Origin of the sequence: Streptomyces sp. CB01201 (genome assembly GCF_002803085.1) — a bacterium.
GTDB lineage: Bacteria > Actinomycetota > Actinomycetes > Streptomycetales > Streptomycetaceae > Streptomyces > Streptomyces hundungensis.
In genome coordinates this window covers 723,043-747,112 of record NZ_NNBJ01000002.1, presented here as the reverse complement: position 1 = coordinate 747,112, position 24,070 = coordinate 723,043, and the positions used below count along the sequence as shown (strand labels likewise).

Below are 24,070 nucleotides of genomic sequence, written 5' to 3'. Positions count from 1 at the left end.
TACCGGCCGACGGGCCGTGCACTGCAGGAGCGAACGATTGAGCGCTTTGGGGGAAGCGACTCGGCACCGACGGAGGACAGAAGCAACCGTGGATGCGCAGAGCCGTGGGCGGGCCGATGATGTCGACCCAGCAGACCAGTGGGTCCTCAACCCGGAAACCGGCACTTACGAATTGCGACTGAATCCTTCCGGAACGCAGTCGAATTCCGGTCCCGGCCGGTCGTCCTCGGGTCGGACTTCGACCAGAAAGACCGAGCAGTCGGAACCTTCCGGACGCCGCGAGGTGCCCGGGCAGCGCAACCGCCGGGCCGGCAAGGCCCCCGCCGGGGAGTCCCCCGACGCCCAGGGCCGCCGCAAGCGCAAGCCGAAGGCGGCCCGCAAGAAGAAGGTGCTGCTGTGGACGGGCGGCGTGATGGGCTTCGTCCTCGTCGTCGGCGCGGGGGGCGCGTACTGGCTCTACCAGCACTTCAACGGCAACATCAACACCGTCGACGTCGGTGACGCGGGCAGCAAGAGCTCGGTGCCCGACGGAGCGTTCAACATCCTGGTCATCGGCACCGACAAGCGCACCGGCGCGGGCAACGAGGGCTACGGCGACGCGGGCAGCGAAGGCCACGCCGACACCAACATCCTCTTCCATGTCTCGGCGGACCGGACCAACGCGACCGCGATGTCCATCCCCCGCGACATGATCACCGACATCCCGGCCTGCCCGACCAAGCAGAAGGACGGCACCACCAAGACGGTGCCGGGCGAGAAGAACGTACGGTTCAACACCAGCCTGGGCCAGGAGGGCCGTGACCCGGGCTGCACGATGCGTACCGTCAAGCAGCTCACCGGGCTCACCGTCGACCACTTCATGATGGCCGACTTCAACGCCGTCAAGCAGCTGTCCTCCGCCGTCGGCGGCGTCAAGGTCTGCCTGGAGAAGCCGGTCAACGACCCCAAGTCGCATCTGAAGCTGCCGGCCGGTCAGAGCGTCGTGAAGGGCGAGCAGGCGCTGGCGTTCGTCAGGACCCGGCACAGCTTCGGCAACGAGAGCGACCTCGACCGGATCAAGCAGCAGCAGCAGTTCATCGGCTCGATGATCCGGCAGATGAAGTCGGACGACACGCTGGGCAGCCCGACCAAGATGTACGGGCTCGCGGACGCGGCGACCAAGGCGCTCACGGTCGACTCGGGGATAGGCAGTATCAAGAAGCTGACCGACCTCGCCCAGGTCCTCGGCAAGATCGACGCCAAGAACATCACCTTCGCCACGCTGCCGGTCATCGACAACCCGGCCGAGGGCAAGCACCACGTCACGGTCGTGCCCGACCCGACGAAGTCCGAGGCGCTGTTCGCGATGATGCGCGCCGACACCTCGCTCACCGAGGTGAAGAAGAAGGAGGCGGCGTCCAAGAGCGCGGCCGACGCCGAGCAGGCCGCCCGCCTCAACGGCCCCCGCGCGAAGGCCTCGGACGTACGGGTCACCGTGCTCAACGGCGGCGCCGCGGCGGGCTCCGCGGGCCTCATGGTCACCTGGCTCCAGAACCAGCAGGGCGTGCTCAAGTCGAGCAACGGCTCCAACGCGCCGCAGAAGGTGCCCGACACGGTCCTGGCGTACGCGCCGAACCAGGCCGACCAGGCCCGCAAGCTCGCGGATCTGCTCGGCCTGCCCGCCTCGGCCCTGAAGCCGGGCACGAAGGACGCGGTGGGCAAGGAGGCGATGGTGCTGACCCTCGGGCCCGACTTCAAGCAGGTGGGAACACCCATCGGCGCTCCGGCCAAGGCCCCGGAAGGCATCCAGAAGGTCGAAGCCGACAAGTCGGTGTGCGCCAAATAGCAGACTCACGGCCCGACCGGGCCTCAGGGGGAGTCTGAACAACAGGGGGGTATCGGGGTGGGCGGAAACAGCGTGCGCGGGGAGGGGACGCACGGACGCGTGGAACGCGCGGGCGAACTCGGCTGGGACGAGAGCCTGTACGGGGACGACGCGTCCGGCAGCGCAGAGGGGGGCGGCGGCCCCGCCGTGCCCGGGCAGCCGGCCGCGCCGGGCGGCTCCGGCACGCCCCGGGGCTCGGCGGATCCCGGCGGGCCGGGCTCCGGTGACGCGGGTCCCGGTGACGCGGGTCCCGGTGACGCGGGTTCCGGCGGCGCGGCTTCCGGGGAGCAGGGTTCCGGCGGGCGCCGCCGGGGCGGGTCGCGCAGACGCGGCAAGAACCGCAAGCACCGGATACTCAAGTGGACCGCGGTCGCACTCGCGTTCCTCATACTCGGGACGGCCGGCGCCGGATACCTCTACTACCAGCACCTCAACGCCAACATCCGCAAGGGCGACCGCAGTGCGGGCGGCAGCGACGCCAAGAAGGCCGCGCCCAACGCCCAGGGCCAGACCCCGCTGAACATCCTCCTGATCGGCTCCGACAGCCGGAACTCCGACGAGAACGTCGCGCTCGGCGGCGCCAAGCAGGACCGCGGCGGCGATCCGCACGCGGACGTGCAGATGCTGCTGCACGTCTCCGCCGACCGCAAGAACGCCTCGGTCGTGAGCATCCCGCGCGACACCCGGGTGGACGTGCCCGAGTGCAAGGACACCACGAAGAACAAGGTCAATCCGCCCACCAACGCCATCATCAACGAGGCGCTCGGGCGCGGCGGCGCGGGCTGCGTCCTGGACACCTGGGAGAAGCTGACCGGCATCTACATCGACCACTGGATGATGGTCGACTTCGCCGGTGTCGTGGCCATCTCGGACGCGGTGGGCGGCGCGGACGTCTGTGTGAAGCAGAACATCGACGACCACCCCACCAGGGCCCAGCCCGGCGGCTCGCATCTGCACCTCACCGCGGGCAACCACACGGTGAAGGGCGAGCAGGCCCTGCAATGGCTGCGCACCCGGCACGCCTTCGGCAGTGACATCGGCCGCTCCGAGGCCCAGCACATGTACATGAACTCGGTGATCCGCAACCTCAAGGACCAGAACGCGTTCACCGACACGGGCCGGCTGATGGACATCGCCGAGACGGCGACCAAGTCGCTCCAGGTCTCCTCGGAACTCGGCACCGTCAAGAAGCTGTTCGACCTGGGCATGGAACTCAAGGACATCCCCATGGACCGCATCAACATGCTGACCATGCCGAGGCTGCCCGACCCCAAGGACCCGGATGCCCATGTGATCCCGGACAAGGCCAAGGCCGACGCGCTGTGGGCGCTGCTGCGCGACGACAAGCCGCTGGACGGCAAGGACGACGGCAAGCCCGCCGCCCCGCCCGCCAAGGGCCCGGCCGCCGCGGCCCCCGGCTCGCTCGCGGTGAGCGTGGTCAACGGCACCGGCACCGACGGCCGCGCGGCGGTCAGGGGCCGGGCCACCGAGGTCGTCGACGCCCTCAAGGCCAAGGGCTTCACGAAGGCCGCGACGGGCACCAGCGACCCGGCTTCGACCAGCGAGGTCGACTATCCCAAGGGCGCCGGCGCCCAGGGCAAGTCGGACGCGGAGTCGGTCGCGACCGCGCTCGGCCTGCCCGCGAGCGCGGTCAAGGCCTCCGACGTCAAGGGCCTGACCCTGGTGGTCGGCGGCGACTGGCGCACCGGGACCAGCTACCCCAAGCAGGACCCGAAGGCCGCCGACCCGCTCAAGGGCACCGAGGCGGTCAACGGCGCCGACAAGGGCGCCTGCATGGAGGTCTACGCGCCCTACCGCTTCTGACCGGCCGCCGGGCCCGCCCGCGGGCCCGCACACACAACGGGGCGCCCGGTGCTTTCAAGCACCGGGCGCCCCTTTGTCCGCTCGTTCGTACGGGTTGTTCCTACGGATCAGACGGACGTGGTCCGCACGGCCGGGCGGCGGCTCGCGATGACCTTGCGGGCCAGCGCCTTCGGGCTGGTGAGGAAGCCGAAGCCCCACGACATGTGCATGGTGGCCAGGGCCACCGGGATCTGTGCGCGGGCCTTGAGCGAGAGCCCCTTGCCGGCCGGCAGCGAGCCCGCGGCGATCGCGGCCAGGTATCCGGCCGGAACCACGAACCCCCACGGCGTGAGCAGCGCGCCCACCACGATGCCCGCGGCGATCGCGCAGACGGCGGTCGGCGGCGCCAGATAGCGCAGGTTGATGGAGCCCTCGTGATAGCGGGCCACCACATGGCGCCAACGCCCGTAGTCCTTGTACTGCTTGGCGAGCGCCTTCACCGAAGGGCGCGGCCGGTACTGGACCTTGAGCTCGGGCGAGAACCAGATGAGGCCGCCGGCCTCCCTGATCCGGAAGTTCAGCTCCCAGTCCTGGGCACGGATGAACTCCACGTTGTAGCCGCCCTGTTGCTCCAGGGCCTCGCGGCGGAAGACACCCAGATACACGGTTTCGGCGGGTCCGGCGGCGCCTCCGGTGTGGAAAGCCGCGTTGCCGACGCCGATCTTCGAGGTCATCGCGGCGGCGACCGCGTCCTCCCAGGCGTTCTCGCCCTCGGCGTGCATGATGCCGCCGACGTTCATCGCCCCGGTCTCCTCCAGGAGGCGCACGGCGGTGGCGATGTAGTTCTGCGACAGCATCCCGTGGCCGTCGACGCGCACCACGATCGGGTGGCGGGAGGCCGCGATGGCTGCGTTCAGGGCCGCGGGCGTGCGCCCGGTGGGGTTGGGCACGGTGTGGACGCGGGGGTCTTCGCGCACCAGCTCGGCGGCGATCTCGTCGGTGCGGTCCGTGGACGGGCCGAGCGCGATCACCACCTCCATCTCGCCCTCGTACTCCTGCTCCAGGATGTGACGGACCGAGTTGCGCAGATGCCGCTCCTCATTGAGAACCGGCATGATCACGGAAACAGCAGGCGTGGCGTTCATCGGTGGTCACGTTACCGCGAACGGGGGACAAGGTCGCGCGGCGGCCGGGCGGTGCACGGGGTAGCTGATCGTATGGGCCTACGGTGCTCAAGATCCCCCTGTCGCACCCGCGGAGGTCCCCGTGCCCACGCCGCCCCGCCCGCGCCCCGTACGACCCGGAAAGCCCCGCAGCAGACAGCAGGACGAGCGCCCCCGCTGGGGCATGCGGCTCGCGACCACCCTGTCCGTCCTGGTGCTCGGCGCGGGCGGGGTCGGCCATGCGGTGGTGACCAGCCTGGACGGCGGGATCGGCCGGGTGGACCCGTTCCGGGACATGAAGAACCGGCCGCAGGGCAGCCGCGGCACCAACATCCTGCTGGTCGGCACCGACGGGCGGGACAAGATCACGCCCGAGGAGAAGCAGAAGTACCGGCTCGGCGGGGCCCCCTGCCACTGCACCGACACGATCATGATGGTGCACGTGTCGGCGGACCGGGACCGGGTCAGTGTGGTGAGCCTGCCGCGCGACTCCTACGCCGAGGTCCCCGAGCACACCGACGCGGCCACCGGCCAGCACCACCCCCAGCACCCGGTGAAGCTGAACGCGGCCTACGCCGAGGGCGGGCCCTCGCTCACCGTGCGCACCGTCGAGAACATGACGGGCCTGAAGATCGACCACTATCTGGAGGTCGACTTCACCAGTTTCATGAAGACGGTCGACGTGGTCGGCGGCGTACAGATCTGCACGGCACGCCCCATGAAGGACTCCTACACCGGCCTCGACCTGACGGCCGGCACCCACCAGCTGGGCGGCGGCGAGGCGCTCCAGTACGTCCGCTCCCGGCACACCGACGGCTCCGCCGACCTCGGCAGGATGCAGCGCCAGCAGCGCTTCCTCGCCGCGCTCCTGGCGAAGGCGACGAGCAACGGGGTGCTCCTGAACCCGGTGAAGTTCCGCGAGGTCGCCCAGTCCCTGCTCTCCTCGGTACGGGCCGACGAGGGATTCGGGGTCGAGGAGATGCTGAGCTTCACCGCCGCGATGAAGGGCTTCACGCCCTCGTCGTCGGACTTCACCACGGTGCCGCTCGGGCAGCTCGGCGTGCAGATCAAGGGCATCGGCTCGACCGTGAAGTGGGACGAGGCGAAGTCCAAGAAGCTGTTCCAGCTGCTCCACGACGACCAGCCGCTGGCCCCGCACACCCCGCCGAAGCCCGCCCCGAAACCGGCCGCCAAGGACGCGAAGCCGCCGGAGCCGCAGAAGGCGCCGGGCTCGATCGTCGAGGTCGCCCCGGACCAGATCAAGGTGCAGGTCTTCAACGGGACCCGCACCGACGGGCTCGGCCGCCGGGTGGACGACGCGCTGCACGCCACCGGCTTCAAGACCACCGGCGCGCCCCGGGCAAGCGCCAACCTCGACATGCGCCGCACCCTGATCGAGTACGACCCGCGCTGGGACCGCTCGGCGAAGTCCCTCGCGCTCGCCCTGCCGGGCAGCGAGCTGCGCGCGGTCAAGGGGCTCGGCGCCACGATGAAGGTGACGGCGGGCGCCGACTTCAAGGACGTCGTGCCGGTACGCGCCGAGGAGCAGCCGCAGGGCGACTTCGGCACGGTCACCGGCGACCGGGTGGTCTGCCCCTGACCTGCGGGTACGGGCAGATCAAGGGCAGGCCGATGCCCCCCCCGGCTCCGGGCGGGTCAGTCGTCCAGGCCCTCCGCGGCGCGCTTCTCGCGCAGGTCCATGATCGCGCGGCGCCGGGCGAGCCGGTGGGTCCGGCGGATCTGGGCCTCCTGGTAGCGGCGCTCGTCGCGCTCGGTCTCCGGGATCACCGGCGGCACCGGGCGGGGCTTGCCGTCGGCGTCGACGGCCGCGAAGACGAGGTAGGCGGAGCCCACCTGCTGGGCCGGGGTGGACTCGTTCCAGCGCTCGGCCAGGACCCGTACGCCGACCTCCATGGAGGACCGGCCGGTCCAGTTGACCTGGGCCTTCACATGCACCAGGTCCCCGACCCTGACCGGCATGAGGAACGCCATCTCGTCCATCGACGCGGTGACCGCCGGACCACCCGAGTGCCGTCCGGCGACCGCGCCCGCCGCGTCGTCCACCAGCTTCATGATCACGCCGCCGTGCACCGTGCCCAGGAGGTTGGTGTCGTGGCCGGTCATGATGTGGCTCAGGGTGGTTCGGGAGGCCGAGGTCGGCTTGCCCGGAAGATCAGTCATGCGTTCTACTTTAGGCGCCGTACGATTTCCGGCTCATTGCATCAGCTGTGCAACAGCCCTGCTCCGAAATACCCCCTGCCCTGTCGGGCGCCGGGGGCCGCCGTGCATGCTGGTCCGCATGAACGAATGGCCCGACGCCCGCAATGGCAACGCCCGCGGAAACGGTGAGGACGCCTACGGCCGCGGCAGCTCCGCCGCGCAGCCCGAGGGCGCCCGCCGGATGCGGCACGTGCAGCGGCCCGTCCCCCAGCAGCAGCCCGCGTACGACGACGGCTACGGACAGCAGCCCGGCTACGCCCCGGGCGTGCCCGGCCAGGGCTCGTACGACAGCGGCTACAGCGAGGGCCATGTCTACGGCAGCCCCGCCGGCCGCGGCCCGGCCGGACCCGGCGGCCCGGGTGGCCCCCAGGGCCCGCGGCGCGGCGCCCGGCGGCCCGGCGCGGCGCCGAACTGGCGCAAGCGCATCACCGTCGGGGCGCTGGCCCTGGTCGCCGTGCTCCTGGTCACCTCGGTCGCCACGTACTTCTGGGCGGACGGCAAGGTGCGCCGCGAGGTCGACCTGTCCAAGGTCATCGACCGGCCGGACACGGGCAAGGGCACCAACTACCTCATCGTCGGCTCCGACTCCCGGGACGGCATGTCCGCCGACGAGAAGAAGAAGCTGCACACCGGCTCGGCCGACGGCAAGCGCACGGACTCGATGATCCTGCTGCACGTCGGCGACAACGGGAACACGATGGTCTCGCTGCCACGCGACTCGTGGGTGACGATCCCCAGCTTCAAGGGCTCCCAGTCCGGCAAGGCGTTCCCGTCCCCGGGCAAGAACAAGCTGAACGCGGCCTTCTCCATCGACGGCCCCGAGCTGCTCGTGCGCACCATCGAGGCCAACACCGGCCTGCACATCGACCACTACGCGGAGATCGGCTTCGCCGGGTTCGCCAACATCGTGGACGCGGTCGGCGGGGTCGAGCTCGACATCCCGCAGGACATCAAGGACAAGGACTCCGGCGCGGACTTCAAGAAGGGCAAGCAGACCCTCGACGGCCAGCAGGCCCTGGCCTTCGTCCGCAACCGGCACGGATATGCCGCCGGTGACCTGGAGCGCACGAAGAACCAGCAGAAGTTCCTTTCCGCGCTCGCCAGCCAGACCGCGACCCCGACGACGATCCTCAACCCGTTCAAGCTGTACCCGGTGATGGGCGCCGGCCTGGACACCTTGATCGTCGACAAGGACATGAGCCTGTTCGACCTGGGCTCGATGTTCTGGGCGATGAAGGGCATCACCGGCGGCGACGGCCTCTCGATGAACATGCCGGTCGCGGGCGACGGCCCCCAGACCTCACTGCTGTGGGACAAGCCGAAGGTCACGCAGCTGGTGAACGAGCTGAAGAACGACGACAAGGTGACGGTGAAGTAGCGGCGGCTTCCGTCACCGCCGCGCGAAAGGGCCCGCCCCCGGTTCACCCGGGGGCGGGCCCTTTCAACTGCCTTGCCGCTACGGCAGGTTGCGGGACATCACGATCCGCTGGACCTGGTTCGTGCCCTCGTAGATCTGGGTGATCTTGGCGTCGCGCATCATGCGCTCGACCGGGTAGTCGCGGGTGTAGCCGTAGCCGCCGAGGAGCTGGACGGCGTCGGTGGTGATCTCCATGGCGACGTCGGAGGCGAAGCACTTGGCGGCGGCGCCGAAGAACGTCAGGTCGGAGTCGAGGCGCTCGGACTTGGCGGCGGCCGAGTAGGTGAGCTGGCGGGCGGCCTCCAGCTTCATGGCCATGTCGGCCAGCATGAACTGGATGCCCTGGAAGTCGGCGATCGCCTTGCCGAACTGCTTGCGCTCCTGGACGTAGCCCTTGGCGTAGTCGAGGGCGCCCTGCGCGATGCCGAGGGCCTGGGCCGCGATGGTGATGCGGGTGTGGTCCAGGGTCTTCATGGCGGTCGCGAAGCCGGTGCCCTCCTCGCCGATCATGCGGTCGGCGGGGATGCGGACGTTGTCGAGGTAGACCTCGCGGGTCGGGGAGCCCTTGATGCCGAGCTTCTTCTCGGGGGCGCCGAAGGAGACGCCCTCGTCCGACTTCTCCACGACGAAGGCGCTGATGCCCTTCGAGCGCTTCTCGGGGTCGGTCACGGCCATGACCGTGTAGTACTCGCTCTCACCGGCGTTGGTGATCCAGCGCTTCACGCCGTTGAGGACCCAGAAGTCCCCGTCCCGGACGGCCTTCGTCTTCATCCCGGCCGCGTCCGAACCGGCGTCCGGCTCGGAGAGGCAGTACGAGAACATGCCCTCGCCCTTGGCGAGCGGGCCCAGGTACTTCTTCTTCAGCTCCTCGGAGCCGGAGAGGATCACCGGCAGCGAGCCCAGCTTGTTGACGGCCGGGATGAGGGAGGAGGAGGCGCAGACCCGCGCCACCTCCTCGATCACGATGACGGTCGCGAGCGCGTCGGCGCCGGCGCCGCCGTACTCCTCCGGCACGTGCACGGCGTGCAGGTCGTTGGCGACCAGCGCGTCGAGCGCCTCCCGGGGGAAGCGGGCCTGCTCGTCGACCTCGGCCGCGTACGGGCCGATCTTGGCCTCGGAGAGCGAGCGGATGGCGTCGCGGAGCATGTCGTGCTCCTCGGACGGGCGGTACAGGTCGAACCCTGCGTTTCCTGCGTTTCCAGCCGTTCCGGCCAAGGTCTCTCACTCCCCAAGGGACGCTAACTACCGTTAAGTAACCTAATTTTAGGGGCCAATACGGCCGCAGGCATACGTGAGCTTGGCGACAGCCCGAAAAAGGGGCCCCGCCCGGGCCCGACTATGCTCGGGCAGCGCGTTTGTCGCCCGTATGCCCGAGCCCCGCCTCCCGAGCCCGCCTCCCGAGCCCGTACTTCCAGGAGCACCGCATGGCCCTCAAGATCACCGTGATCGGCACCGGATACCTCGGAGCCACCCATGCCGCGGCGATGGCGGAGCTGGGATTCGAGGTGCTCGGCCTGGACGTGGTCCCGGAGAAGATCGAGATGCTGGGCCAGGGCCGCGTGCCGATGTACGAGCCCGGCCTGGAGGAGCTGCTCCGCAAGCACGTCCAGGGCATCGAGGGCGCGAGCGGGCGGTTGCGCTTCACCACCTCCTGGGAGGAGGTCGGCGCGTTCGGCGACATCCACTTCGTGTGTGTGAACACCCCGCAGAAGCACGGCGAGTACGCCTGTGACATGAGCTACGTCGACGCCGCCTTCGGCTCGCTCGCCCCGCATCTGCGCGAGGGCGCGCTGGTCGTCGGCAAGTCCACCGTGCCGGTCGGCTCGGCGGCCCGGCTCGCCGAGATCCTGCCCGAGGGCGTGGAGCTGGCGTGGAACCCGGAGTTCCTGCGCGAGGGCTTCGCCGTCGATGACACCCTGCACCCGGACCGGCTCGTGGTCGGCGTGGAGAGCGAGCGGGCCGAGAAGCTGCTGCGCGAGGTGTACGCGGGCCCCATCGGCGAGGGCTCGCCGTTCGTGGTGACCGACTTCCCGACGGCCGAACTGGTCAAGACCGCCGCCAACTCCTTCCTCGCCACCAAGATCTCGTTCATCAACGCCATGGCCGAGGTGTGCGAGGCCGCCGACGGCGACGTGGTGAAGCTGGCCGAGGCCATCGGCCACGACGAGCGGATCGGCAAGAAGTTCCTGCGGGCCGGCATCGGCTTCGGCGGCGGCTGCCTGCCCAAGGACATCCGGGCGTTCATGGCCCGGGCCGGCGAACTCGGCGCCGACCAGGCGCTGACGTTCCTGCGCGAGGTCGACTCGGTCAACATGCGCCGCCGCGGCCACATGGTGGAGCTGGCCCGCGAGGCGGTGGGCGGCGAGACCTTCCTCGGCAAGCGGGTCGCGGTGCTCGGCGCCACCTTCAAGCCCGACTCCGACGACGTACGGGACTCCCCCGCGCTGAACGTCGCCGGGCAGATCCACCTCCAGGGCGGCCAGGTCACGGTGTACGACCCGAAGGGCATGGACAACGCCCGCCGCCTCTTCCCCACGCTCGGCTACGCGCCGACCGCCCTCGACGCGGTACGCGGCGCCGACGTCGTGCTGCACCTCACCGAGTGGCGCGAGTTCCGCGAGCTCGACCCGGCCGAGCTGGCCGGGGCCGCTGCCACCCGGATCATCCTGGACGGGCGCAACGCGCTCGACCCGGCCAAGTGGCGGGACGCGGGCTGGACCTACCGCGCGATGGGCCGCCCGCGCGCCTGAGGCCCGCGCCTACACCCCGTCGAGGTCCTCGATGGTCGCGCTCGACGCGGCCCTGCGAGGGGCGGTCGCCCGGGCCGTGAACTCCACGTCCCGGATCACCCGGGCGAGGTTCTCCCAGGTCAGCGCGGCGACCTCGGAATCGGTCCAGCCCCGGTCGAGGAGCTCGGCGATCAGGGTGGGATAGCAGGAGGCGTCCTCCAGGCCGGTGGTCCGCGGCGCACCGGTGATCAGCCCGTACGTCCCCGAGAGCCCCACGTGGGTCGGCCCGGCCACCTCGCGCACCCGCTCGATGTGGTCCGCCACATCGCGTACGGAGACGCCCGTGCCGCCCCGCTCGATCTGCTCCGGGGCGAAGCTCACCAGACAGACCCCGCCCTGCCGGCCCAGCGCCTTCAACAGGTCGTCGGAGGCGTTCAGGGGGTGCTGGGTGAGTGAGGCCGCCGCCGAACGCGACAGCAGCGCGGGCGCCTTCGAGGCGTCCAGCGTGCGGCGCCAGGTGGCGGGGGCGGCGCCGGAGAGGTCGAGCAGTATCCCCAGCCGGTTCGACTCGCGCACCACCTCCAGGCCGAAGCGGCTCAGGCCCGGCTCGGTCCAGGGAGTGCCCGGGGTCAGGGCCAGGGCCCGCACGCCCAGGACGTGGTACGCCCGCAGGGTGCCGAGGGAGTTGCCGAGGGCGTGGGCCGCGACGGGGCCGAGGAACGAGGCGATGCGGCCGCAGTTGCGGGCGTCGGCCAGGTCTCCGGCGGTCAGCGCGAGGCGCAGCCACTCGGGGGAGGCGGCGACCAGGGTACGGATCCGGTCGAGCCGTTCCAGGGTGGCGCCGGCCGGGTCGGGGCAGCCGGGGTCGGAGGTCAGCGCCCAGAACTGCGCGCCGACACCGCCGGCCCGGAGCCGGGGCAGGTCGGTGTCGAGCGAGCTCTCCCCGACCTCCAGGTCGTGCCAGGGAGCCTGCGCGAGGGCCTTCGCCAGGGTGTTGTGCCCGTCCGCCACGGGGTGCGCGGCGAGCAGGTCGCGGGCGCGGTCGAGGCGGTCGTCGCCGGTGTCCGGGGCGGTGTCCGGGGCGTCGTCCGGGTCCTGGGGCGCGGAGGGGGGCGGGTCGAGTTCGCCGACCGCCGAGGTGTTCTGGGGGTCGTCCTGCAGATCTGCCATGACGGGCTCCCGGTTTCGGCGGTGACGGCAGTACGGCCACGGTGTCACGGCGGGGCGGGCGGGTCACGGCGGACGGCGCGTTCGGGGGACCCCGGGGGCTCCGCCCCCAAACCCTGCCGGCCCCTCACCTCGCAGCCCCTGGGGCTCCGCCCCAGACCCCGGGAGATTCCCCACCCCGCCCCTTCCCTAGACCCTCCGGGGGTTGAAGTGACCCTGGGGCTCCGCCCCAGACCCCGTTCGCGCCTGAACGGCGCTCGTCCTCAATCGCCGGACGGGCTGAAGATGCCTCTGCCGGCCAGCACCGAGGCTTTTGGGGCGCGGGGAACTGCGCGACCAGCCACACACGGTCCGAGGCCGAAAAGGGGGTTGGGGGCGCGGGGAACTGCGCAATCGCCTCGGCGGAACGGGCCCGCACCTCACCGCACCCCGGCGGAGCCGGCCCGCACCTCACCGCACCCCCGGCGAAGCCGACCCGCGCCGCAAGGCACGGCACGGCACGGCACCCGAGGGCTAGCCGTCCAGGTCCCCCAGGGTCGCGTTGGAGGGGCCGCGGCGGGCGGACAGGTCCGCCGCGACCGACTCCGCGTCGCGCAGGACCCGTACCGCGTTGGACCACGTCAGCTTCGCCAGGTCCGCGGGGGACCAGCGACGGGAGAGGAGCTCGGCCACCAGGTTCGGGTAGCCCGAGACGTCGTCCAGGCCGGCCGGGGTGAAGGCCGTGCCGTCGAAGTCGCCGCCGATTCCGATGTGGTCGACGCCCGCGACCTCCCGCATGTGGTCGAGGTGGTCCGCCACGGTCGCGGCCGTGGCGATCGGCCGCGGATTCGCCGCCTCGAACGCCTCGTGCAGCTTCATCGCCTCGGGCGAGGTGTCCAGGTGGTGCAGCCCGTGCGCCCGCAGGTTCTCGTCCGCCGACTGCGTCCACGCCACCGCCGCCGGCAGGATGAACTTCGGCACGAAGGTCGCCATCGCCACGCCGCCGTTCCCGGGCAGCTGGGCCAGCACGTCGTCCGGGATGTTGCGCGGATGGTCGCAGATCGCCCGCGCGGAGGAGTGGGAGAAGATCACCGGGGCCACCGACGTCGACAGAGCGTCCCGCATCGTCGTCGCCGCCACGTGCGAGAGGTCCACCAGCATGCCCACGCGGTTCATCTCGCGCACGACCTCGTGCCCGAACGGCGAGAGCCCGCCCACGTTCGGCTCGTCCGTCGCCGAGTCCGCCCAGGCGAGGTTGTCGTTGTGGGTCAGGGTCATGTACCGCACGCCGAGCGCGTGCAGCGCGCGCAGCGTGGCGAGGGAGTTGTTGATCGAGTGGCCGCCCTCGGCGCCCTTGAGCGAGGCGATGCGGCCCTCGGCGCGGGCCTTCTCCATGTCGTCCGCCGTCCGTGCGGGCGCCAGGTCGCCGGGGTAGCGCGCCAGCATCTGGTCGACGCAGTCGATCTGCTCCAGGGTCGCGCTGACCGCCTCGTCGCCCGCCAGATCGGTCCGCACGTAGACGGACCAGAACTGCGCCCCGACCCCGCCGGCCCGCAGCCGCTTGAGGTCGGTGTGGGTGCGGCCGGTCAGGTCGGTCGCCAGGTCGCAGCGGTCCAGGTCGTAGCGGGCCTTGGCGCGCAGGGCCCAGGGCAGGTCGTTGTGGCCGTCGACCACGGGGTGCGCGGCGAGCAGCGCGCGGGCTTCGTCGAGGTGGGGCGCGGCAGGTGTCTTCGGTGTCATGGGACTCACTTTCCGAATCCGAAGGCGCCCGAACCCTCGACCTTCGCCCGCAGCCGCTTGCCCTTCTCGGTGGCCTGGTCGTTCAGCTCCTGCTGGAACTCCCGCATCCGGGCGAGGAGTTCGGGATCCTGGGTGGCCAGGATGCGGGCCGCGAGGAGCCCCGCGTTGCGCGCCCCGCCGACCGAGACGGTCGCGACCGGCACGCCCGCCGGCATCTGCACGATGGAGAGCAGCGAGTCCATGCCGTCCAGGTACTTGAGCGGGACGGGGACGCCGATGACCGGGAGCGGGGTCACGGAGGCGAGCATGCCGGGCAGGTGGGCGGCGCCGCCCGCGCCCGCGATGATCGCCTTCAGACCGCGGCCCGCGGCCTCCTCGCCGTACGCGATCATCTCGCGCGGCATCCGGTGCGCGGAGACGACGTCGACCTCGTAGCGGATCTCGAACTCGTCCAGCGCCTTGGCCGCGGCCTCCATGACCGGCCAGTCGGAGTCCGAGCCCATGACGATGCCGACGACCGGACCGGCGTTGCTGGTGGTGCTCATTCGGTGATCGTTCCCCTGAGGTAGTCGGCTGCGTGGCGGGCCCGCTCGCGGACCTCCGCGAGATCGTCGCCGTAGGTGTTGACGTGTCCCACCTTGCGGCCCGGCTTCACGTCCTTGCCGTACATGTGGATCTTGAGCTGCGGGTCGCGGGCCATGCAGTGCAGATACGCGTAGTACATGTCCGGGTAGTCGCCGCCGAGCACGTTGCACATCACGGTCCACTTCGACCGCGGGCGCGGGTCGCCCAGGGGGAGGTCGAGGACGGCGCGGACGTGGTTGGCGAACTGCGAGGTGATCGCGCCGTCCTGGGTCCAGTGGCCGGAGTTGTGCGGGCGCATCGCCAGCTCGTTGACGAGGATGCCCGGCACGCCGTCGGCGTCGCGGACCTCGAACAGCTCGACCGCTAGGTGGCCGACGACACCGAGCTCGGACGCGATGCGCAGGGCGAGCTGCTGTGCCTCGCCCGCCAGCTCGTCGTCGAGGTCGGGCGCGGGCGCGATCACCGTGTCGCAGACCCCGTCGACCTGGAGGGACTCGACGACCGGGTAGGCCACGGCCTGGTCGCTGGGGGACCGCACGACGTTGGCCGCCAGCTCCCGTACGAAGTCCACCTTCTCCTCGGCGAGGACGTCGACGCCCGCCTTGAAGGCGTCGGCCGCGTCCGCCTCGGAGCGTACGAACCACACGCCCTTGCCGTCGTAGCCGCCGACCACCGTCTTGAGGATGACGGGATAGCCGTCGCCCTCCGCGGCGAACGCGCTCACGTCCGCGGGGTCGGCCACGATGCGGTGGCGGGGGCAGGGCGCGCCGATCGCACTGAGCCGGGCGCGCATCACCCCCTTGTCGTGGGCGTGCACCAACGCGTCGGGCCCCGGTCGGACGGCGACGCCGTCCGCTTCCAGGGCCCGCAGGTGCTCGGTCGGCACGTGTTCGTGATCGAAGGTGATCACGTCACAGCCGCGCGCGAAGTCACGCAGCGTGTCCAGGTCGCGATAGTCGCCGACGACGACCTCGCTCACCACCTGGGCCGCCGAGTCCTGCGGGGTGTCACTGAGGAGCTTGAATCTGATGCCGAGGGGGATACCCGCCTCGTGGGTCATGCGGGCGAGCTGACCGCCGCCGACCATGCCGACTACCGGGAACGTCACGCCTCCAGGGTATCCGCCACCCCCGCGGGCCCTCCAGGGCCGGGTTCCGGTGCGCGGAATCCGGGTGCCCACGGGCAATGCACAGGGGGGGTGGTTAGCATGGGCGGGTTGACTGGCACGAAAAGCACACCGACTCGGACGGGGCTGGGCGATCACCATGAGTGCACAGGGCGCGTCGCCATCGCGACTGCGACTGCTCGTCCGCGAGGTCGCCAAATTCGGCGCCGTGGGCGGTCTCGGGGTGCTCGTGAACATGGGCGCCTTCAACCTGCTGCGGCACGCCACCGACCTCCAGGTGGTGCGGGCCAGCCTGCTGGCCACCGCGATCGCGATCGCGTTCAACTACGTGGGCTTCCGCTACTTCGCCTACCGGGACCGCGAGAAGAGCGGCCGGGCCCGTGAACTCACGCTGTTCCTGCTGTTCAGCGTGGTCGGCGCGGTGATCGAGAACGGCATCCTGTACGTGGCCACGTACGGCTTCGAGTGGAACAGCCCGTGGCAGAACAACTTCTTCAAGTTCCTCGGCATCGGGCTGGGCACGCTGTTCCGGTTCTGGTCCTACCGCACCTGGGTGTTCCGCGCCCTCCCGGCCCGGGAGGCAGTACAGACGGCCGAATCGTTTCTCGACGATCCCCGGCCCGCCGTCCCCGCCAAGCACTGACCGGCCCCCGCACTGACTGATCTGCGGCCCGCCCCGCTGACCGCACGCGCCGAGCGGGCCCCTCAGCCGCGCCCGGGGCCCGGCCGGCCGCTTCCGCTTCTCAGCGGATCGTCGTCGTACGCTCCGGCTCCCGGTGCCCGCGCGCCTCGCGGCTGAGGAAGAGCGCGAACACGGCCGGCTGCTGCTGGAGCATCTCAAGGCGGCCCCCGTCGGCCTCCGCCAGGTCACGGGCGACCGCGAGGCCGATGCCCGTGGAGTTGCGGCCGCTGATGGTCCGCTCGAAGATCCGCGCACCCAGGTCGGGCCGCACTCCGGGGCCCTCGTCGGTGACCTCGACCACGGCCTGGTTGCCGGTGACGCGGGTGCGCACCGCGACCGTGCCGCCGCCGTGCATCAGGGAGTTCTCGATCAGCGCGGCGAGCACCTGGGCGACCGCGCCGGGGGTGCCGACCGCCTTGAGGCCGGTCTTGCCGGAGCGCACGATCGCGCGGCCCTCGCCGCGGTAGGCCGGGCGCCACTCCTCCAACTGCTGCTTGACGACCTCGTCGAGCGAGAAGACCACGGCCGAACCGGTGCGCGGATCACGGTTGTTGGTGAGGAGCCGCTCCACCACGTCGGTGAGCCGCTCGACCTGGGTGAGCGCGATCGTGGCCTCGTCCTTGACCGTGTCGAGGTCGTCGGTGAGGGCGATCTCCTCCAGGCGCATGGACAGTGCGGTCAGCGGCGTACGCAACTGGTGCGAGGCGTCCGCCGCGAGGCGCCGCTCCGCCGTGAGCATCCGGCCGATCCGGTCGGCCGAGGAGTCGAGCACATCGGCGACCCGGTCCAGCTCGGGCACCCCGTACCGCTTGTGCCGCGGGCGCGGGTCGCCCGAGCCGAGCCGCTCGGCGGTCTCGGCGAGGTCGGTGAGCGGGGAGGCCAGCCTGTTGGCCTGGCGTACGGCGAGGAGTACCGCGGACACGATGGCGAGCAGGGCGACCGCGCCGATGATCAGCAGCGTGCGCCCGACCTCCTTGGTGACCGTGGAGCGGGACTCCTCGACCAGGACGGACTCGCCGCGCTCGCCCACGGCGGTGCCCTTGATGACCGTGCCCTCGGGCTTCTGCCCGATCTCCATCACCGGGCGGCCGGGGATGGCGATGCGGGCGTAGCGCTTGGGGTCGATCTGTTCGTTCAGGACCTGCGTGTTGATCGTCTCGTTCGCCAGGGTGCGGCTGTCGACGACGGACACCAGCCGCAGCGCCTCAGAGTTGACGCTCTCCTGGGCACTGCTGCTGATGGTCCGGGTCTCGACGATGACGAGGGAGACGCCGAAGACCGCGATCACCACGAGAACGACCGCGAGTGTGGAGTTGATCAGCCGACGGCGCATGTGCGGAGGTGCTCTAACTCTTCTCGAAGCGGAAGCCGACTCCGCGGACGGTGGCGATGTAGCGCGGGTTGGCCGCGTCGTCGCCGAGCTTCTTGCGCAGCCACGAGATGTGCATGTCGAGCGTCTTGGTCGAGGACCACCAGGTGGTGTCCCAGACCTCGCGCATCAGCTGATCGCGGGTCACCACCCGGCCCGCGTCCCGGACCAGGACCCGCAGCAGGTCGAACTCCTTGGCGGTGAGCTGGAGCTCCTCGTCGCCCATCCAGGCGCGGTGCGACTCGACGTCGATCCGCACGCCGTGGGTGGCGGGCTGGGGCGCCGGCTCGGTGGCCCCGCGCCGCAGCAGCGCCCGGACCCTCGCGAGGAGTTCGGCCAGCCGGAAGGGCTTGGTCACGTAGTCGTCGGCACCGGCGTCGAGGCCGACCACGGTGTCCACTTCATCGGCGCGGGCGGTGAGCACGAGGATGGGGACGGTGTGTCCCTCGGAGCGCAGCCTCCGGGCGACTTCGAGGCCGTCCATGCCGGGGAGCCCCAGGTCGAGCACGACCAGGTCGGCGCCCCCCTGCAGTCCGGCGTCGAGGGCGGTCGGGCCGTCCTCGCGCACCTCGACCTCGTAACCCTCCCTGCGCAGGGCGCGGGCCAGTGGCTCCGAGATGGACGCGTCGTCCTCGGCGAGCAGTACACGGGTCATGGGGGTGATGGTAGTCCGCGGCGGCGACAATGCGTCAGGTGATCCACCCGCCCTGCGGGTCTGTGGAGCGATCTTGTTTAACACCTTGGAATATGGGTGAGCGGTTCCAGGGATGCCTGTGATCCATGTCTCAAGTCCTTCCATATCCCGCAGTGTGGTGACGTATGGTGTCCCGACGCCTATAGCACTACTCAGGGACCTTTGGCCTGCTTGGCGCGCCAAGGGTCTCTTTTCTGCACAAGACCGGCTGAGCCAGTCTTGAGATCAGTGAATGACCTACGGGCCGGGCCCCAGCGCGACGAAGCGACGGGGTGTGGATCCCGGTGTGGTCCGTCCGTTCCGCGCTCCCCCACGGGGCCGGACCCCGAAGGCGTCGGGGGGGCGGCTGCCATGCCGGTGCCGGCCCTCCCCCACCGGGCGCGACTCAACGCTCACGAAGCGCGCGTCCCGAGCAAGCAAGGATCGACCATGGCGTCCAGCCTGACGAAGGACTCCGCCAGTACCACTGGCAGCGAGAAGACCTTCTTCGGCCACCCCCGCGGCCTGGCCACTCTGTTCATGACCGAGATGTGGGAGCGGTACAGCTTCTACGGCATGAAGGCCCTGCTCCCGCTGTACTTGATCGCGCCCGGTGGCCTTCACATGAATCCCACCACCGCCACCGCGATCTACTCCGTCTACATGGCGATGGTCTACCTGCTCGCCATGCCGGGCGGCTGGATCGCGGACCGCTTCTGGGGCCCGCGCAAGACGGTCGCGATCGGCGCCGGCATCGTCATCCTCGGCCACATCACGCTGGCGGTGCCCTCGACGCCCTCGTTCTTCGCGGGTCTCGTGCTGGTCGCGCTCGGCTCCGGCCTTCTGAAGGCCAACATCTCGACGATGGTCGGTCACCTCTACAAGGGTCCCGAGGACCCGCGTCGTGACGGTGGCTTCACGCTCTTCTACATCGGCATCAACATGGGTGCCTTCCTCGCCCCGCTGTCCATCGGCACCATCGGCGAGAAGGTCAACTGGCACTTCGGCTTCACCCTCGCCGCGATCGGCATGGCGCTGGGCCTCGCCCAGTTCCTGCTCGGCTCGCGCCACCTGAGCTCGGAGAGCGACATCGTCGCTCAGCCCGTGACGCAGGAGGAGAAGCGGTCCGTGCTCCGCAAGGGCCTGATCTGGCTGATCGTCGCCGCGGCCCTCTACATCGGCCTCGCCGTGACGGGGAACTTCGCCGACTGGGCGATGATGCCGGTCACCATCGCCGGTCTGGTCATCCCGATCGCCGTACTGGCCCGCATGAAGCGCGACAAGGACCTCAGCGAGGTCGAGCAGTCCAAGCTCTCGGGTTACGTCTGGTTCTTCGTCGTCGCCGCCGTCTTCTGGATGATCTACGACCAGAACGGCTCGACGCTGTCGATCTTCGGCAAGAACTCGACCACCAACGACCTGCTCGGCTTCCACTTCCCGACGTCCTGGTACCAGTCGCTGAACCCGGTGTTCATCATGGCGCTGGCCCCGCTCGTGGCCTCGGGCTGGCTGTGGCTGAACAAGCGCGGCAAGGAGCCGAGCACGGCGGTGAAGTTCGCCTCCAGCCTCGCGCTGATCGGCATCTCCTTCGTCGTCTTCCTCATCCCGCTGATCGACACCGCGAACAACGGCGGCCGGGTCAGCCCGATGTGGCTGGTGGCCATCTACTTCGTCCAGACCGTGGGTGAGCTGTGCCTGTCCCCGGTCGGCCTCTCCGTCACCACGAAGATGGCCCCGGCGAAGTACAGCTCGCAGATGATGGGCGTCTGGTTCCTCGCGGTCACCGCCGGTGACTCCCTGGCCGGTCTGCTCACCTCGCCGCAGCTCAACGTCAACCTGAACACCGTCGGCGCGGTCAGCGTCGAGGCGATCGTGGCGGTCGTGGCGGGTATCGGCATCTGGATGTACCGCAAGAAGGTCAAGCAGCTGATGGGCAGCGTCAACTGACGCGCTCCGCAAGCAGGTGAAGGGCCGCCGCACCGAAAGGTGCGGCGGCCCTTCGCGTTGCCGGGGGCGTCAGCGCGTGCCGCGCAGCCGCTTCCACGGGGTGAAGGTGAAGATCGCGCCGCCGAGCAGCAGGACCGTGCCCGCGACCAGGCCGAGCGCGCGCAGGGCGCCGTTGTCGCTCGCGCCGGTCTGGGCGAGGCCGCCGGAGCCGGCCGTGGAGGCGCTGGAGCCGCCCGTGGCCGCCGTGCCGCCCGTCGAGCCGCCCGCCGAGCCGCTGCCGCCCGCCGCGCCGCCGGGCTGGGCCGCCGTGTCCAGTTCCAGGGAGACCGGCGCCGAGCCGGAGACCTTGCACGGGATGTGGATCGGGGAGCCGCCGAGCGTCACATCGATGGACAGGTCGCCCGGGCTCAGCGTCGACTTGCCGGAGGCGCCCGGCTTGTAGCTGCCCGTCATGTCGGTGAGGCTGACCGGGGCGCCCGACTTGATCGGGTCGGGGTTGGCGGGGCCCGTGACGGCCACCGTGCCCTTGTCGGCGCCGCCGACGACGACCTGCATGGACGGCTTGAGCGCGCCCGCCGGAAGGTCGGCCGGGCTGTTCATGACGCCCTTGGCCGTCTTGACGGTCAGGTCGTAACTCCCGCCGTTCTTCTTGGCGTTGATGGTCACCTTGCCCTGGATGGCGGCCGGGCCGGGCGAGGTGCAGGCGAAGTTGACGCCGACCTCCTTGCCGGGGAAGTCGGTCTGGCCCCCGCTGCCGCCGGTGGTCCCGCCGGAGGTGGACCCGCCGGTCGTGGTCCCGCCGCTTCTCGACCCGCCGGATGTGGTGCCGCCCGTGGTGCCGCCGGACGTCGTCGTGCCGCCCGAGGTGGTGGACCCGGTGGTGCCGCCCGAGGTGGTCGAGCCCGTGGTGCCCCCGGACGTCGTCGCGCCGCCGGTCGTCGAGCCGCCCGTGGTGCCGCCCGCGTCCGTCACCTTGATCGTCGCGGAGACGCCGACCGTCGCCTTGGGCGTGCACTTGGTGTCCGTCGACATGATCTGGTTGACGTTGATGTTGTAGGCGTCCGGCGTCAGCGTGACGTCACCGGCCTTGGTCAGCTTCAGCTTGGCCGTCATGTCCGAGAGGACCATCGGGCTGTTCTTGGGGATGGGCGGGTTCTGCCGCGGGCCCTTCATGGCGATGTCCGCGGTCTGCGCGCCCGCCGCCTTGAGGGTGCCGGTGGGCTGGACGACGTCCTTGTTGAGGTCGAGGACGTTGGGGTTGTTCGAGGCGGCCTGGGTGAACTTCCAGACGACGTCGACCTCGTCGCCCACCTTGGCCGTGGCGGGCGCGGTGATCTGCACCTTCGTCGTGCCTTCGACCGGCGGCAGACCGGAGATGGACGGCGGTATGCACTCGGTGGCGTACGAGACTTCGGCTGCTTGTGCGGGACCTGCGGCCAGCATGATCCCCGCGCCGCCGAGCATCAGCGCGAGACCGGCCGCGCTCATCCTCCGTTGCGTGGTCACGGATTTCCCTTCGTCGTGGAACGTTACGGACGGTTGGGGTGGTTCTCGGACGGTGCGGAGTCGGGGGTGAACCACGGCAGCGCGGCCGTGGTTCCGTGCGGGGCGGCGCCCGGGTCCGGGGCGGGCGCGGCGGGCGGCGGGCCTTCGGCGGGCGTCCGGCGCACCTTCGGCAGCCGTACGGTCACGTCGGGCAGCCGTACGCCCCGGTGGCGGGCCTGGTCGGAGCGCCGGGGGACGCGGGGGCGCAGCCGGTCGACGACGACCATGCCGATGCGGAAGACGGCGGCGGGCACCACGAGGCAGAGCAGGATCCAGAAGAGCGTGACGCCCCAGGGCCGGTCCACGCCCCACGGCTCGGTGGCGAGCAGCTTCTTCGCGTACTGGAGCGAGATCTGGTAGTCGCCGTGGGCGCCGGGCGACAGCTCGAAGTCGAGTCTGATCTCGGCCTTCTGGCCGGCCTGGATGGTGCCCTTCCACTGCCGGTCCTCCCACTGCGGCGCGAACACGCCGTGGGCGGTGCCGAGTTGGAAGACGGGGTCCTTCACGGGGCCCGAGCCCAGATTGCCGACGGTGAAGACCAGGGTGCGGGCGGGCGGCGCGCCGAACCAGGTCAGCAGCGAGCCGCTGCCGTCCAGGCGGGGCTCGGTGAGCACCGCGAGCTTGCCCGGGCCGGAAGCGGGCAGCGGTTCCTCGGGATGGCCCGTGATCTTCAACTCGGTGTCCACGACGGCCTGTTCGCCCTGCACGGTCGCCACATGGACGACGCACGGGCAGGGCTTGGGCGGCGGAGCAGCCACCAGGACCTTGCTGAAGGAGCCCTTGTCGTCGGTGGTGACGGCCTGGCCGTCGGCGTTGGCGCAGGAGTTGGTGCCGCCGATGACGCCGAGCTCGGGGTTGGACTCCCCGCACACGAGGAGCATGAGCAGCGCTCCGGGCCGCCACCCCTTGCCGGTGACGGTGATGTCCGCCCCCTTGGCGACCTCGCTCCGGGAGAGCGCGACACTGTGCCCGGGCACCATCGGGGCCGCGTCCGAGGGGCCGGCCGACAACAGGGCGAGCAGGCAGGACAGCAGACCGGCCAGCAGACCGGCCGGCAGCGGGGCGAGGGCCGCGCCCCCGGGACGTGACTTCACTGAGGGGCTCCTGTCTGCGCCAACTCGCGTTCCGCTACCGGCACTTCGACCGACTCCTCGGCAGAGCGCCGACGACGGCGCCGGACCAGCCGAAGGGCGGCTGCCCCGCCGCCGAGGGCCACCAGGCCCGCCCCGGCGACCGCGCCCCACGGCACGAAGACGGCGCTCGCCCCGGCCGAGGCGTGGGCTCCGCCGTCCGCGGTCACGTCGAGCCGTACGGTGACCCGGTCGAGGGCGGGCGGGTGCGGCCAGGGTTCGCTCAGCTCGACGCGCTGGCCGGGCAGGAGCTCGACGGGCAGCGCCTTGGCCGGACGGTTCAGGGCACGCCCGAACACGCCGTCGGCGCGCAGTGCGAGGCGCGGGGCCAGGTCGGTGTTGCCGCGGTTGACCATGGCGTACCGGATCAGCCCGTGGGCCTTGTCGACGCGCACGGACTCCACGGTGAGCGCGCTCAACGTCGGCCCCGATACGCGGAGTTGGAGACGCACGCCCACCTGGCGTCCGTCCGCTTCGGCCAGCAGGGCGGCGGGGTGGTCCCCGGGCTGCGCGCCGGACGGGACGGTGACGGCGAACGGTACGTCGGCGCGGGTGTGCGGCGGGATCCTGACCTCGGGTGCGGCGAGGGCGATCCAGGGGTCGGGGGTCGGGCGCACGGCGAAGTCCCCGTTGGTGGCGTTGTAGGCGGCGGCGCCGCGCAGCCGCACGGCGAGCGGGGCGCCGGAGGGGTTGCTCAGCGAGACGGTGTCCTCAAGGACCGCGCCGGGCGGTCCCTCCAGATAGAAGTAGGGCCGCCCGTCGGCGCTGGGGCGGGTCCCGCCGCCGGATGCGGGCGCGGCGGTCCAGTCCCCGCTCGCTGTCGGTGCGGCCGCGGCGGCGGGCGCCGCGAGGACGCACAGCAGCAGGGCCGTGGCCGGCAGGGCCAGGCGGATCGGACGCATCGGCGGCTCCTCGGGCGCGAGGCGGGTTC

At 71.1% G+C, this 24,070-nt stretch carries 19 protein-coding genes; 7 read left to right on the top strand and 12 right to left on the bottom strand.

Going from position 1 to position 24,070, the window contains the following annotated elements; all coding sequences use genetic code 11:
• Nucleotides 1-88 precede the first annotated feature (88 nt).
• Together CG740_RS07865 and CG740_RS07860 are read left to right on the top strand one after the other, a co-directional pair.
• The gene (locus CG740_RS07865) at nt 89-1,825 is read left to right on the top strand and encodes an LCP family protein (protein ID WP_100574211.1); all 1,737 of its coding nucleotides are present in this window, start codon (nt 89-91) and stop codon (nt 1,823-1,825) included.
• 99 nt (nt 1,826-1,924) lie between these two features.
• Complete coding sequence (locus tag CG740_RS07860) at nt 1,925-3,688, top strand: LCP family protein (protein ID WP_234376119.1); 1,764 nt, start codon at nt 1,925-1,927, stop codon at nt 3,686-3,688.
• Between the two features lie 107 nt (nt 3,689-3,795).
• Here CG740_RS07860 and CG740_RS07855 read toward each other — a convergent pair whose 3' ends face one another.
• Nucleotides 3,796-4,812 (bottom strand): glycosyltransferase family 2 protein, encoded by a 1,017-nt coding sequence (locus tag CG740_RS07855; RefSeq protein ID WP_100574209.1) that lies wholly within the window; start codon nt 4,810-4,812, stop codon nt 3,796-3,798.
• Nucleotides 4,813-4,933: 121 nt separating this feature from the next.
• Between CG740_RS07855 and CG740_RS07850 the strand changes: the two genes are divergently transcribed.
• Entirely contained in the window at nt 4,934-6,430 is a 1,497-nt protein-coding gene (locus tag CG740_RS07850; RefSeq protein ID WP_442802810.1) for an LCP family protein, read from the top strand.
• 56 nt (nt 6,431-6,486) lie between these two features.
• Here CG740_RS07850 and CG740_RS07845 read toward each other — a convergent pair whose 3' ends face one another.
• Entirely contained in the window at nt 6,487-7,011 is a 525-nt protein-coding gene (locus tag CG740_RS07845; RefSeq protein ID WP_100574207.1) for an acyl-CoA thioesterase, read from the bottom strand.
• A 118-nt stretch (nt 7,012-7,129) separates the two neighbouring features.
• Here CG740_RS07845 and CG740_RS07840 point away from each other — a divergent pair, with 118 nt between their 5' ends.
• Entirely contained in the window at nt 7,130-8,428 is a 1,299-nt protein-coding gene (locus tag CG740_RS07840; protein ID WP_100574301.1) for an LCP family protein, read from the top strand.
• A 78-nt stretch (nt 8,429-8,506) separates the two neighbouring features.
• Here CG740_RS07840 and CG740_RS07835 read toward each other — a convergent pair whose 3' ends face one another.
• Nucleotides 8,507-9,682, bottom strand: coding sequence for an acyl-CoA dehydrogenase family protein (locus CG740_RS07835; RefSeq protein WP_267895393.1), 1,176 nt, complete (start codon nt 9,680-9,682; stop codon nt 8,507-8,509).
• A gap of 209 nt (nt 9,683-9,891) precedes the next feature.
• On the opposite strand from CG740_RS07835, the gene CG740_RS07830 reads away from it, so the two are divergent.
• A complete protein-coding gene (locus CG740_RS07830; RefSeq protein WP_100574205.1) occupies nt 9,892-11,217 on the top strand; it encodes a UDP-glucose dehydrogenase family protein in 1,326 nt (441 codons plus the stop codon).
• 9 nt (nt 11,218-11,226) lie between these two features.
• Here CG740_RS07830 and CG740_RS07825 read toward each other — a convergent pair whose 3' ends face one another.
• The 4 genes from CG740_RS07825 to CG740_RS07810 all read right to left on the bottom strand — a co-directional run bounded on the left by CG740_RS07825 (nt 11,227) and on the right by CG740_RS07810 (nt 15,775).
• Nucleotides 11,227-12,366, bottom strand: a complete 1,140-nt coding sequence (locus CG740_RS07825; RefSeq protein WP_100574204.1) for a dipeptidase — start codon at nt 12,364-12,366, stop codon at nt 11,227-11,229.
• A 510-nt stretch (nt 12,367-12,876) separates the two neighbouring features.
• Nucleotides 12,877-14,082 carry a dipeptidase gene (locus CG740_RS07820; RefSeq protein WP_100574203.1) on the bottom strand — a complete coding sequence of 402 codons (1,206 nt, stop codon included), beginning with the start codon at nt 14,080-14,082 and terminating at the stop codon, nt 12,877-12,879.
• A gap of 5 nt (nt 14,083-14,087) precedes the next feature.
• Nucleotides 14,088-14,627 (bottom strand): 5-(carboxyamino)imidazole ribonucleotide mutase, encoded by a 540-nt coding sequence (purE, locus tag CG740_RS07815; RefSeq protein WP_100574202.1) that lies wholly within the window; start codon nt 14,625-14,627, stop codon nt 14,088-14,090.
• Nucleotides 14,624-15,775 carry a 5-(carboxyamino)imidazole ribonucleotide synthase gene (locus CG740_RS07810; protein WP_324901069.1) on the bottom strand — a complete coding sequence of 384 codons (1,152 nt, stop codon included), beginning with the start codon at nt 15,773-15,775 and terminating at the stop codon, nt 14,624-14,626. Before CG740_RS07810 ends, purE begins: the two co-directional genes overlap by 4 nt.
• Nucleotides 15,776-15,932: 157 nt before the next feature.
• On the opposite strand from CG740_RS07810, the gene CG740_RS07805 reads away from it, so the two are divergent.
• Nucleotides 15,933-16,436, top strand: a complete 504-nt coding sequence (locus tag CG740_RS07805) for a GtrA family protein (protein WP_100574201.1) — start codon at nt 15,933-15,935, stop codon at nt 16,434-16,436.
• Nucleotides 16,437-16,536: 100 nt separating this feature from the next.
• Here CG740_RS07805 and CG740_RS07800 read toward each other — a convergent pair whose 3' ends face one another.
• Nucleotides 16,537-17,808, bottom strand: a complete 1,272-nt coding sequence (locus tag CG740_RS07800; RefSeq protein WP_100574200.1) for an ATP-binding protein — start codon at nt 17,806-17,808, stop codon at nt 16,537-16,539.
• 13 nt (nt 17,809-17,821) lie between these two features.
• Nucleotides 17,822-18,499, bottom strand: coding sequence for a response regulator transcription factor (locus CG740_RS07795; protein WP_100574199.1), 678 nt, complete (start codon nt 18,497-18,499; stop codon nt 17,822-17,824).
• 468 nt (nt 18,500-18,967) lie between these two features.
• On the opposite strand from CG740_RS07795, the gene CG740_RS07790 reads away from it, so the two are divergent.
• Nucleotides 18,968-20,464, top strand: coding sequence for a peptide MFS transporter (locus CG740_RS07790; protein ID WP_100574198.1), 1,497 nt, complete (start codon nt 18,968-18,970; stop codon nt 20,462-20,464).
• Nucleotides 20,465-20,533: 69 nt separating this feature from the next.
• Here CG740_RS07790 and CG740_RS07785 read toward each other — a convergent pair whose 3' ends face one another.
• The 3 genes from CG740_RS07785 to CG740_RS07775 are packed head-to-tail and all read right to left on the bottom strand — an operon-like array spanning nt 20,534 to nt 24,041.
• The gene (locus CG740_RS07785) at nt 20,534-21,952 is read right to left on the bottom strand and encodes a hypothetical protein (protein WP_100574197.1); all 1,419 of its coding nucleotides are present in this window, start codon (nt 21,950-21,952) and stop codon (nt 20,534-20,536) included.
• A gap of 41 nt (nt 21,953-21,993) precedes the next feature.
• Complete coding sequence (locus CG740_RS07780) at nt 21,994-23,103, bottom strand: hypothetical protein (RefSeq protein ID WP_100574196.1); 1,110 nt, start codon at nt 23,101-23,103, stop codon at nt 21,994-21,996.
• Nucleotides 23,100-24,041: a COG1470 family protein gene (locus CG740_RS07775; protein ID WP_100574195.1), complete on the bottom strand. Its 942-nt coding sequence runs from the start codon at nt 24,039-24,041 to the stop codon at nt 23,100-23,102. The genes CG740_RS07780 and CG740_RS07775 overlap by 4 nt, the downstream gene beginning before the upstream one ends.
• Between the last annotated feature and the right edge of the window lie 29 nt (nt 24,042-24,070).

What these genes read in the sequence shown, in the direction of transcription:
- CG740_RS07855 (WP_100574209.1), bottom strand. Translation starts at nt 4,812, where the DNA reads ATGAACGCCACGCCTGCTGTTTCCGTGATCATGCCGGTTCTCAATGAG.
- CG740_RS07845 (WP_100574207.1), bottom strand. Translation starts at nt 7,011, where the DNA reads ATGACTGATCTTCCGGGCAAGCCGACCTCGGCCTCCCGAACCACCCTG.
- CG740_RS07840 (WP_100574301.1), top strand. Translation starts at nt 7,130, where the DNA reads ATGAACGAATGGCCCGACGCCCGCAATGGCAACGCCCGCGGAAACGGT.
- CG740_RS07830 (WP_100574205.1), top strand. Translation starts at nt 9,892, where the DNA reads ATGGCCCTCAAGATCACCGTGATCGGCACCGGATACCTCGGAGCCACC.
- CG740_RS07825 (WP_100574204.1), bottom strand. Translation starts at nt 12,366, where the DNA reads ATGGCAGATCTGCAGGACGACCCCCAGAACACCTCGGCGGTCGGCGAA.
- CG740_RS07820 (WP_100574203.1), bottom strand. Translation starts at nt 14,082, where the DNA reads ATGACACCGAAGACACCTGCCGCGCCCCACCTCGACGAAGCCCGCGCG.
- purE (WP_100574202.1), bottom strand. Translation starts at nt 14,627, where the DNA reads ATGAGCACCACCAGCAACGCCGGTCCGGTCGTCGGCATCGTCATGGGC.
- CG740_RS07805 (WP_100574201.1), top strand. Translation starts at nt 15,933, where the DNA reads ATGAGTGCACAGGGCGCGTCGCCATCGCGACTGCGACTGCTCGTCCGC.
- CG740_RS07800 (WP_100574200.1), bottom strand. Translation starts at nt 17,808, where the DNA reads ATGCGCCGTCGGCTGATCAACTCCACACTCGCGGTCGTTCTCGTGGTG.
- CG740_RS07795 (WP_100574199.1), bottom strand. Translation starts at nt 18,499, where the DNA reads ATGACCCGTGTACTGCTCGCCGAGGACGACGCGTCCATCTCGGAGCCA.
- CG740_RS07790 (WP_100574198.1), top strand. Translation starts at nt 18,968, where the DNA reads ATGGCGTCCAGCCTGACGAAGGACTCCGCCAGTACCACTGGCAGCGAG.
- CG740_RS07785 (WP_100574197.1), bottom strand. Translation starts at nt 21,952, where the DNA reads ATGAGCGCGGCCGGTCTCGCGCTGATGCTCGGCGGCGCGGGGATCATG.
- CG740_RS07775 (WP_100574195.1), bottom strand. Translation starts at nt 24,041, where the DNA reads ATGCGTCCGATCCGCCTGGCCCTGCCGGCCACGGCCCTGCTGCTGTGC.